The 10,803-nt window shown below is 59.9% G+C and carries 6 protein-coding genes and 3 pseudogenes; 4 read left to right on the top strand and 5 right to left on the bottom strand.

Annotation, left to right across the window (positions count from 1 at the left end; genetic code table 11):
• Window positions 1-1,048: transposase (locus D2V07_RS18195; RefSeq protein WP_147366993.1), on the bottom strand; the 1,048-nt coding region annotated here is incomplete at its 3' end.
• A 214-nt stretch (window positions 1,049-1,262) separates the two neighbouring features.
• Here D2V07_RS18195 and D2V07_RS18190 point away from each other — a divergent pair.
• Window positions 1,263-2,165 (top strand): hypothetical protein, encoded by a 903-nt coding sequence (locus D2V07_RS18190; protein ID WP_147367072.1) that lies wholly within the window; start codon window positions 1,263-1,265, stop codon window positions 2,163-2,165.
• Window positions 2,166-2,272: 107 nt separating this feature from the next.
• Complete coding sequence (locus D2V07_RS18185; RefSeq protein ID WP_119588310.1) at window positions 2,273-6,268, top strand: NACHT domain-containing protein; 3,996 nt, start codon at window positions 2,273-2,275, stop codon at window positions 6,266-6,268.
• A 355-nt stretch (window positions 6,269-6,623) separates the two neighbouring features.
• Here the strand turns inward: D2V07_RS18185 and D2V07_RS18180 are convergent, their stop codons facing one another.
• Both D2V07_RS18180 and D2V07_RS18480 read right to left on the bottom strand, forming a co-directional pair.
• Window positions 6,624-7,727 (bottom strand): ImmA/IrrE family metallo-endopeptidase, encoded by a 1,104-nt coding sequence (locus tag D2V07_RS18180; protein ID WP_199698843.1) that lies wholly within the window; start codon window positions 7,725-7,727, stop codon window positions 6,624-6,626.
• On the bottom strand, window positions 7,724-8,050 hold the full coding sequence (locus D2V07_RS18480; RefSeq protein ID WP_147367071.1) for a hypothetical protein: 327 nt from the start codon (window positions 8,048-8,050) through the stop codon (window positions 7,724-7,726). The genes D2V07_RS18180 and D2V07_RS18480 overlap by 4 nt, the downstream gene beginning before the upstream one ends.
• An 85-nt stretch (window positions 8,051-8,135) precedes the next feature.
• Between D2V07_RS18480 and D2V07_RS18645 the strand changes: the two genes are divergently transcribed.
• Window positions 8,136-8,468 carry a hypothetical protein gene (locus tag D2V07_RS18645; protein ID WP_158586900.1) on the top strand — a complete coding sequence of 111 codons (333 nt, stop codon included), beginning with the start codon at window positions 8,136-8,138 and terminating at the stop codon, window positions 8,466-8,468.
• A 94-nt stretch (window positions 8,469-8,562) separates the two neighbouring features.
• On the opposite strand, the pseudogene D2V07_RS18170 reads toward D2V07_RS18645, so the two are convergent.
• Window positions 8,563-8,904 (bottom strand): annotated as a pseudogene (locus D2V07_RS18170) (integrase core domain-containing protein); the annotation flags it as partial.
• A 153-nt stretch (window positions 8,905-9,057) separates the two neighbouring features.
• Here D2V07_RS18170 and D2V07_RS18165 point away from each other — a divergent pair.
• A pseudogene (locus D2V07_RS18165) lies at window positions 9,058-10,354 on the top strand (IS110 family RNA-guided transposase).
• 209 nt (window positions 10,355-10,563) lie between these two features.
• On the opposite strand, the pseudogene D2V07_RS18160 reads toward D2V07_RS18165, so the two are convergent.
• A pseudogene (locus D2V07_RS18160) lies at window positions 10,564-10,803 on the bottom strand (DDE-type integrase/transposase/recombinase); the annotation flags it as partial.

Here is a 10,803-nt window from a genome sequence, read left to right as displayed (position 1 = left end):
TTAAGCGGTCGAAGTTGTAGACCAGGTTGGCCAGCGTCAGTTTGGCTTGCGCCCTGGCGAGGCCGATCGTGCGGATGAAGAGCCCGTAGCGGTTTTTCTGGTGCGCAAAGACATGCTCGACCCTGGCCCGCACGGCTGACTTTGCAGCATTGGCGCGCGCCGTGCGCTCGGGCATGGGCTTGCCCTTGGGCTTTCTGCGATGGATGCGGCTTTTGAGCATGTTGCGCGTCAGCCAGGCCTCGTTCTTCTGACTGCGGTAGGCGCTATCGGCCCAGACATCACCAGCGGTGTTGCTTGTGTCGATCACCCGGCGCAGCTGGCGCCCGTCGCTGTCTGCAGCCGAGGTCACCGCCGCCTTTCGGATGAACCCAAAGCGCCGATCGATGCTGATATGCGACTTGTAGCCGAACACTGGGGTCGCGATCTGCGGCAGCGGCGTGCCATCAGGGCGATAGCGGATCTTGCCCCCGATCTTGATCGTCCAGCGCGCATCGACATCCTTCTGGTGCGCCTTGCCCGGCTTGCCGCGCCAGATCTGCTTTGCCGACTTACCCGCTTTGATGGCGGCCTTTTCTTCCTGCGTATTGCGCTGCTTGGGCGCAGGAACCAGGCTTGCATCGACGATCTGCCCACCCATGGCCAGATACCCGGCCTCGCGCAGTTGCTGCTCGAATGCATGCATCAACGCGTCGAGCGCGCCGCTCTCGGTGAGCCGATTGCGATAATGACGGATGGTGTTCTCATCGGGCATCGAGCCGCCCAGATCAAAGCCGAAGAAGCGCATCCACGATAGCCGGTCACGGATCATGAACTCCATGCGCGCATCTGACAGATTATGCTGCGCCTGGACCACCAGGACCTTGAACATCGCGACCGGATCAAAGGCTGGCCGTCCGCCCTTTGCTCCGTCGCTGTAGCCAAGCCCGCGGGTCAAAAGCGGCCGGAAGCGTTCGAACTCCACCGTTTGCGCCAGAACCTCGAGCGGATCGCCGTCCTTGCTCAATCGGTCCAGGTGCTCCGCCAGCGAAAACAGGCTGCGTGGCTGCATCGAAACTCTCCCTCCAATGCGCCAACTGAATCACAGTCAGACCGTCAAAGCGAGAGGTTATTGCGGGTGTCCAGCTGTCTCGCCGCTTTCAACAAAAGCGGCCAGTCTGCAATGCGCCCCAGTATCGGCGGCTCGGCTGATCATGTGCCAATGCCGAAAGCTGCCGTCTGCTTATCTGGTCCCCGGATAGTCCATCGAGGCGAAAGCCATTCCAATGAGCGCGATAAATCGAGCATTGGCTATGCTTGCTCGCTTCACGGCCTATATTCCGGCGATGCCCGAGCTCGATCCTATTACCCGCGCGAAGCTGAAGCTTTATGTTGCAGTGAATAACCTGCACCTCACGCCGCCAGAGGTGCCCGAGAGCCTGAAGCGTTACTGCCGGCCGCTCGCATTCTATAATGTCGGATCCCCCTTCGAGCTTTCCTTTTCCGGAACCTGCCTGCTGGTGCGCCATCGCGGTCATAATCTACTGCTCTGCACTCGTCACCAGTTGGTAAATGCGAAGCGGCGACCAGATGAGGTCGTAATTATTGTCGAGAAGATCGATGGTGGCAGCGTCGGCATCAATCCGAACCAAGTAAGCCAAGTCGTCTTGGATCCGTCGATGGATCTGTCGTTCGAACATCTCGCAGATATTATGCTCGCAGAATACATTTCGAACCCGCAGGGTCGCGACTTGGCCCCTTTCTTTCTGCCTCTTGATTTGATGGCTATACGTGACCTTAGGAGCGTTCCGAGCGAAACGTTTATGGCGATCTTCTCGATCGCCTATCCTACTAGTGATACCGACTACGACCCAAAGATGGACGCTGACGGCAATTTGAGCGGGCTGGATATCGTTTCGCGTTGGAACAAGCTCTATCTTAAATGTACCGAACCCAACGAGTGGGATCGAAAAGGGCTGGTTCCGCTAGTCCCCGCTTGTGATGACGATCCTGTTCTATCCGATCCCGACGGGATCAGTGGCGCGCCCGTATTCTTTATTCACCGACCACCACGTGGGGATGCGGCGCTCGGCTTTGCGGGCATTATTTCTCACGCGAACAAGCGCGGCCGGGTGAACATGATCGAAGCCACCCATATCAGGCAGGCGGTGGAGAAGCATCTTGATTGACACAGGCTCCACCGACGAACGTGGCGTATTCCTCGTACAGGACCCGCATCTGCGGTCATCGATCTAGCTGAAACGGACCGAAGTCGAACAGAGGAGGTAGAAGAAATATGGAAGTCCAAGCCGCCGGCTCGGTACGACAGGAAAATACCAAGCGTGTCGCCGGCGGCGCGGCGACTGGCGGCGGCATGAACTTTCAGGCGGCGGTCACGGCGATCTGTTTCGTTCGCATGGCCCGCGGCTCATCTCTCGGCTGGCTCGACGGGTTGACGCAGGCTATTCCGGTCGCTGTCTCTGCGGAAACCGGTGGCCCCGGCGACGACATTCGCGTGGATCTCGCGGGCGGCAAGATCATCGAAATCCAAGTCAAGCGCGGCCTAAAGAAGGGCAAGGACCTGTGGGATGCCATCACGAGCCTAGCGCAAGGCCTGACCGACGGCGAAACCGATTTCGGTGTCCTGGCTGTATGCCCCAGCAGCAGCCAAACGCTGCGCCGCGAACTCGCCCGCGATATACGCCGTCTCGGCGATGGCCTGACCGATGGGATGAGCGTCATCGGGCTCGAGCTCATAACCAAGCTCGAAGCGGCGGGGCTTGAACCTCGGAATGTCTGCAATAGGCTTCGCTTGGTTACCATCTCGGCGCTGGTGAGCGCCGACTCGGGATCGATCGATGCGGCCAAGGCCGAGCTAGGCCATCTCTGCGCGCACCGCGATCAGATCGATAACGCTTGGCTGGCGCTTGAAGTCGATGCCCACGCCCTGATCGAGCGTCGCGGGCGGCGCGACCTCACCGCCATCGTGCAGTGCCTCCGCGCCAGGCAGATCACGCTCACGAACGACCATGGCGCGGGTCCGGCTGCGCTGCTCGAACGCCTGACCCACTGGAATTTCGAGGCCCAGGCGACCTTCTCGATCGTCGGAAGTCGTAAGCTACTCGAGATCGATCGCGACTGGATTGCCCTCACCGCTCTGGTGCGCAGGGACGCCGCCAAACCGGAAACAGATGGCGGCGACCTCGCCGATGCACTCAAGGCTTATCATGACTGGGAGCGGCTTTCCCGGGATCGCGACAGCCAGTCGGTCAATCCGGAAACGCTCGGTCGATTCGTCAAGCGAGGCGTTATCGTGGCCGGCCCCGGCCTCGGCAAATCTACGCTGCTGAAACGGATTGTGCGGCGCTACAGCGAAGATGGGATCCCGGTCCTCAGAGTTCGCCTAGCCAGCGTCGCGGCGAGCATGCGCGGGGGTATCCCGTTCGAAGATGCGGTGTTCCGGCACGGCTTGGACGGCAGCGGCCTGACTGCCGACGAAGTAAAGTGCGTCGGCTGGTCCAACTGGCTGCTCTTGGGCGATGGCCTCGACGAATGCGGCGACTTGCAGCGCGAGGTGGCCGAAGGCGTCGAACGGTTCGCGCGGGGCTATCCGGCGAGCAGGATTCTCGTGACGACGCGGCCGGTCGGATACCGCGCGGCGCATTTTGCCGAATGGCGCCATTACGATCTAGCGCCGCTCGACCCCTCTCATGCAGCCACGCACGTCGCCGCATTGCGGGAGGCGCTGTCCGACGAACATCAACAGGGCGGATTCGGCAAGATCGCCACCGATCAGTTGAAGAACCGGGAAATCCGCAAAATCATCGGGCGGACACCGCTCCTCCTCGGAATGGCGGCAGCAGTCCTGGCGAGCGGCCGCGATCTTGGTTCGACGCGGGAGACCCTGTTCGAACAGATCTTCGCGCTCGTCGACGATATCCCGCGCCGCTCGCTCTCCAAGCCGGCTGGCGATGCCGTGCTCAATTGGATGCTCGATGTCCTGGCCTGGCATCTGACGGAGCAGCCCCTGCTGCCGTGCCGGGAAATGGAACGGCTCTGTGCCGCCGATCTCGCGGCGGAGACGGGCGATCCTGTCCTGAAGGCGGCCGACCTCGCGCAGTCCACATTGGCCTATTGGGAAGACGCAGGTCTCATCGAGCGCGTCGGCTCCGGCACGGTCCAGGTCTATGGCTTCATTCACAAGTGCCTCGGCGAGTTCGCTGCGGCACGTCGCCTTTGTGAGTTGCCGGAGCCGAGGCAACTCGAAGCGCTTCAGCATTGCATGGCCGACAGCGCCTGGAACGAGGTGCTGCGTTTTGCAGGCCTGCGGGGCCCCGCAGACCAAGTCGCAGCGCAGATCGCCGACCTACCCGCTCAAAGCCCGGACCTTGCGGACAAGCTCGCTTACGGTGCCCGCCTTCTTGCCGAAGTGCCCGAACGAATAACGGCCACCACGCGCGGAAGCCTTTTGGCCCGAATCTTCGAACTGGTCGCAGAGAACCGCGAACCGAAGACGGCGCGACTTGGCATGTCGCTCATCGCGATCGCCAAGCTCTTTCCGGATGATATCGCCCACCTCGCGGCAAGCGTTCGTCATGCGCCGCACGTCTGGGCGAAGCTCGTTGCCTGGAACTGCCTCGCGGCTGCTGGGCCACAGTTCTATGAAATCGACGATCTGGTCAACTCGATCGAAACCGCGATCTCGGCCGGGTCCATCGGCATGGAGCCCAGCCTAGGTGGCGGCATGATGCTGCGCGGGGGAGAGTCGGGCGCACTGTCGGCCGAACTGGCGGTCGTCGCTGCCCTAGACATCGCGGCCCGCTGCGACCGGGCGGTGGCCGAAACCGTGATCAGCCGGATCTTCAATCTGCTCACGCGGCACAACTCTGACTTCGTCAGGCGCGCCCAAGCGCTCATCGACCAGGAAGGTTGGAACGTTACTATCGAACGCGAACCCAGAACCTTCAAAGGCTTTGACCTGGGGGGTGACTGGGACAAGGCCCAGCTACGTGGCGACCGGTTCATATTGAACGCGCTGGCAGGAGATGAAATCGAAGAAGCAGAATTCAACGAGTTCACGCGCCTCCTCAATCTCAGCGCCTTCGTGCAGATGAGCAAGATGTCGGAAGTGCCCGCATCCGATGTCTGGTCTTGGACGAGGACTTTCGATCCCGCGTCGGCGACGCACGTGATCCAAATCTTTGCCGCCATCAGTGGGATCGATCCGGCAGACCTACGCAACGAGGCCGCCCGCGCGAAATTCATCCTCCAGGCCTCGGAGCAAAAGCCTGAGAACGAGCGATGGCCCTACCGGCTGCTGCACCTGCTCGAAACCGTCGATCCGCCCGCGCCCGACTGGAAATCGGCGCGTGGTCGCAATGCCGATTTTGCCATGATCGAAGCCGCCACCTATCATCCGTCTCAATGGGTCGTCTGGATCGCGGCGAACCTGCTCGAGAACGGCCTAGACGGACCCAAACTTGAGGCCTGCGTCGAGCGCTTGTATCGCGATGGGCAAGGCCTGACGCTCTGGGCCGCTGCGGGCATGGCGAGCGAACTGCCGGCCGCGACCGGCATTTCGCTGACCTTGACGCAGCTCGCGTGTCCGCTTCGCCGCGGTTCGCAGTACATGTTTGCGCAACTCTCCGGCTGGAGCGCGCCGCTCACACCGGAGCTAATGGGCGTGCTTGAGGCGGGTCTATTAGCGGATGAAGTCCAGATCGCCTGCGCCGCGGCGGACCTCGCCGAGCATTTCGCCCAGCAATCCTCCGAAGCCTTCGCAGCAATGGGCGGGACGGCGCTGGTCGACCGCGCCTGGCAGCACTGGCTCGAACATGAGGAACCCTATCCGCAATCCGGGGGGCCGATCCCGAACAGTCCGCGGGCCGCATTAACGCGCGCGCTGATTTCGCTTGGCGGAGACAGCGACGTGATTGATCGTGCGCGCGGCGATAGTCGCTCCGACGTGCGGGATATTGCAAAAGCCCGGTTCCGAGAACTAGTCTTGGCTACACCCGAGGCCGTCGATGCCTTTCTAACTGACATCGAGAACGCAAAGTTGCCTCCGCACGATTTGACCGCGATCTTGCGGCAAGAATCGGAACTGACGCCCAAGCAGATCGAGCGGATAGAGGCGTTTCTTCGCTCGCCTTCCGATAGTCTGCGGTTTAACGCGATGAGCATCCTCGACACTTGCTACCTCACGCGCGAAGCGATCGCCGCACACGCAGAGCGACTTTATCTGGATTCGAACCGGCAAGTCAGCGAACGCGCGGCAGGTCTTCGGCGCTAGAATCCATTCGCTAACGAAGCCCAATCTTCGGGTCGACGTCCCTTTCCTGCCCGCCTTCGCCATCTAAAGGCGCAAAGTGCTCGGCCCGGTTTTCAGCAGTGGAAATCGGCGACGGAACGGCACCGATCGGTCAGCAACGAACGACGGCTTTAAATGGCCGACGCCCCTGAAACCGACAGTCTCCTACCGGCCCAGTTGCTGCCGGTCCGCAGAGCGCCCTATTATAGGATGTTCGAGCCATCTCTCTGAGCACCCGAAAGCCGACATTTTGGCATTCTCCTCAGGAAGAAATCGCTGGAGCAATCACAACAGATAATTCGAGGTCATGCTCCGCTTCGAGCTTCTGTTAGGTATCTTAGGTTCCACATAAAAATTGATGCGCCTCCTTTCTTGAAGACCGGCTGCTGGATAGTTGATTGGCAACAGTCTGTATCAGGCAAGGGGCGGATAGGCCAGGCGCAACCCCAACCGACACTCCGAAGCGGACCACGTCATCCTTTTCGGGTTGAAGGTGGTAGAACTCTTCCTGCCGATTTTGTGGTACTATCCGCTCCGAGGCGAACTCATTTGCCTCACGCTCCGCTTCATTCCGAGCTTCACCCTCTTGTTCGCCTAGATCCGCATCGATGAACGTCTGCGCATCGTGCAGCAATAGGTGCGCTGCCTCGTGAAATACCGTGAACCAAAACTTGTCGTCTGAGCGGCCTCGGAAACTCACCAATACCATCGCTTTGCCAGGAGCGATCATGCGGCTGGCTCCTGACGCACGACACCCTTGGGGCGCTCGCTTTGCGACCAAAGCGACCCCAGCTTCGGCGAAAAGGGCCTTCAACTTTGGTAGGAACCGCTCCGGCGCCCTCACCTTTGATAGTTTTTTGATCTCATCCATGCGGTCCTCAAGATTGCCGGGTTCCCAATCTCGAGTTTGGACTAGGTCGGCTCCGATTTCACCGCTGCGCAACCACATCAGCGTGGCGATGTCGCTGGAGGCGAAGGCTTCTGAGGTCCGGAACAGTGTATCCGACTGCACCTTGCCATAGCGCGCTTGCCAAGCCCCAAGCGTTCCGACGTTATAGAAAACCAGGCGCCGCTTTATCTCATCTCTGCGCTTGTCGGCTGTCAGACGCCCCCGAGGGCGCGGGCCAGGGACTGGCAGTAACAGCCAATCATCGCCTTCAACAGTTGTGGCGCGATCTAGGGCGCGCTCCAAAGCATCTTCAAAGTCCTTCTGGCGTTTCAGCCAAAATGACCCAGTCCCCCCAAGGTTGGTTTCCAGGAGGCCGGCAGTTTGCTTGTCGATACGATAGGTACCATCCAAGAGCCCTCGGAGTGTCTCCCTGCCCTTAGGGAGATTAGCTGCCAACTCATTTGGGTCCTTGTTCTTGCGCATAAGGAGCGAGCGCAATGTATCGCCTGGCTTAGAAAACCAGTCAGCAGCGAAGGCAGTTTCTTCGGTCACTCTGGCCCCGTAATTGTCATAATTTTCAATCGTTTCACTGTGGCCCAAATCACCCGCTCGTCGCAGTCATGGGCAAAGCGTTTTCCTACCGGTACGAGCGTTGCCGAACACCCTGAACTAATCTCAATCGAAAGTGAATCGTCTGGAGCAATTTTTGCCCCATCGCCATAGAATGCGAACAACTCCTCTGCATTCTCAAACGCAAGTGCATCAGAAATGAACGTCACAATGGCTTGCGCATGAATACCGTAGTGCTCTTCCGCAGCCTCAAGATTGGCGCAGGTGTCATGCAAATCCTGGTCATGAAAGGAGATTGAATGCAAGGAAGGCTGATACCGATTGAGAGTGTGTCAGACGTCACAGAGGCAGCTCCCGCCCCCGTCGCGTTCACTGAGGAAGGGGCGAGCCGTGAGGCTTTCCTTTTTGCTTTTCTCGGATCTCGCGGATCCGATCCCAGTTTCTTTGAAGTTCGAGGTCGCCAGCCTCATCCATATTGATTTCAATCGCACTGCAGAGCCCTGCAAGGGTAACCATAACGCCGCCAACCTCTTGGCGCGGCTCTCCTACCGGGCGATTGAAAACGTATTCGACCAGTTCGAGGGCGTCTTGTTTTGTGCAACCGTTGGCTTGTGCCAGCTCGAGAGCCTCCTCAAGAAACCTGTGGTTACGCTCCAAACGATCACGCGTCACGTGCGGCGGGAAGCACTTGCTGAGCCATTGCTCAACTCGCCTTTGATATGAATTCGGATTGCTCAATTTGAACTCTTTTGAATATTGTTTGCAGTCGAACGAAAATATCAAGTCCCTTTTGACGTGCTCCCCTGATTGTTACCATTCAGAGGTAGAGTCTCGCTCCTTCATGATTGATGTTTGATGGGATGGCAACGTGTCTGGGGGCATGCCCCCAGACACGTTCGCCGGCGATCTCGGCGGGGGTCTTCCCGCCCAGTTTCGAGTGTGGCCTGACCGTGTTGTAATCGTGCCGCCATGCAGCGAGCACGAACCGGGCATGAGCCAGTGAGGTGAACAGCGTCTCGTTGAGGCATTCGTCGCGCAGACGGCCATTGAAGCTTTCCACGAAGCCATTCTGCATCGGCTTGCCGGGCGCAATGTAGTGCCACTCGACCCGCCGTTCCTGTGACCAGCGCAGGATGGCCGACGAGGTCAGTTCGGTGCCATAGCACATTGGGAAGCTGCCTCTCGAAGGCAGCGCTCGCCTTGATGGAGACAAGGGCGCGTAGCGCCCGCAGGCTTCATCAAGGCGGTCATGACCGGTCATCAGGTCTCTAAAGTGAAGTTGTCGACTCAACACTTTGGAGACAGACCGACCATGACCAAGCTCAGTTCTACACCCGCCGATGCCGTGCTGGTAGCCATCGATATGTCCAAGCACCGCCAGGAGGTCCTCATCGAACGCCCGGAGGGCGGGCGGCGACGGCGTATGACAGTGATGGCGACGAAGACCGATTACGATCGCCTTGCGTCCGATCTGGCTGATATTGGCAGACCGATTGTGGTCGGCTTCGAGGCGACCGGTAACTATCACCGCACCTTGGCGCACCGCATGCTCACAGCAGGTTTCGAACTGCGCCTGATCTCGTCCGTAGCCCTGGCCCGGACCCGAGAGGCTCTACATAATGGCTGGGACAAGAACGACTCCAAGGACGCGCAGGTGATCTTGCATATGCTGCGGATTGGCGCCACCCAGCGCTACGTCGATCCGCTTGCCGCCGGGATTAACGATCTGCAGGAGATGTCGAAGACACACGAGGCCATCTCCAAAGCCAAGACCCAGACCTGGCACCGGATCCTGACCCATTACCTGCCCCTCTACTTCCCAGAGATCGAGCGCTTCGCCGGCAACAGCAGGTCTGATTGGTTTCTTGCCTTGCTCGAGCGGTTTCCGACGCCCGGGAGCATGACAGCGCTTGGCCAGGAAGCATTCACGCGCGAGGCGTGGTCACTGGTCGGTCGCAAGGTCTCCAAGGCTCGATTAATCAACGATATTTACGAGACCGCCTGCGCATCCGTCGCACTGCCGGTCGATGAGGATTCTGTGGCGATTGCCATGTTTCGCATGGTCATCGCGCAAGCGCGCAGTCTGATCCGCCAACGCGACGAGATCGAGCGAACCGCCCATGCCATGCTCAGCGAGAACCGTGACTACCAGCTGCTTCGTATGATCCCTGGCATCGGCCCGATCAACGCGCTGACCATCCTTGCCGAGGCCGGGGACCTTCGACGGTTTGCCCACCATCGCCAGTTCCTCAAGTTCTGCGGACTCGATCTGGCCACCTGCCAGTCCGGCACATTCCGCGGTCGGACCAAGCTTTCCAAATATGGTAATGCTCGGTTGCGCCGCACTTTCTGGATGGCCGCACAAGTCGCCGCTCGCCAACGCGACAACAGCTTTCGCGATAAGCTGGGTCGATACATGGAAGGACACGCCAGCGACCCTGATCGCCGCCGCAAGGCAATGACTGCACTCACCGCCAAGATGGCGCGCGTCGCGCACGCCGTCATCAAGACGGGAACCGAGTACCGCCCGTTCCTCGAACGGGCGGACACCAGATGGAAGGACCCCTCTCTGCTGTGCCGTGAGGGCGCAACTGCGACCCTGTAGATAATGTTCGGGCCTTCCATCTGGCATCCGCATCTCATTTTAAGGACGGTTAGGACCACGACCGATGCGGCCGCTGGATCCTGTGTTTGCTATGGCCGAGAGCGCATTCCTTGACGATGGAAGCCATCTGGATCAAAAAGACATTTGCGCCGGTCATGATCGGCGCAACGAGACCTGCTGGCCTTGTCCCACAGCTGCTTCCCGACCTAGGACGTTGTCGCTGACCACTGTGTACGGCTTGCCGCGCAGCCCGATCAGGCTGCTCAGCTCGCGGGCGACCCGCGCACCGGAGAGCGACGTATCGGCCACCAGCGCCAGGCACTCCCGCGTGTAGTCATCGACCACGCACAGGATGCGGAAGCGCCGACCACAGATCAGGCTGTCGGATACGAAGTCGAGGCTCCACCGCTGGTTCGGACCATCTGGCAGCACCATTGGCCTGCGCGTGCCCAG

This window comes from Aurantiacibacter zhengii, assembly GCF_003584125.1.
Lineage (GTDB): Bacteria > Pseudomonadota > Alphaproteobacteria > Sphingomonadales > Sphingomonadaceae > Alteraurantiacibacter > Alteraurantiacibacter zhengii.
This window is presented reverse-complemented; position numbering and strand designations above follow the sequence as displayed.

What these genes read in the sequence shown, in the direction of transcription:
- D2V07_RS18190 (WP_147367072.1), top strand. Translation starts at nt 1,263, where the DNA reads ATGAGCGCGATAAATCGAGCATTGGCTATGCTTGCTCGCTTCACGGCC.
- D2V07_RS18185 (WP_119588310.1), top strand. Translation starts at nt 2,273, where the DNA reads ATGGAAGTCCAAGCCGCCGGCTCGGTACGACAGGAAAATACCAAGCGT.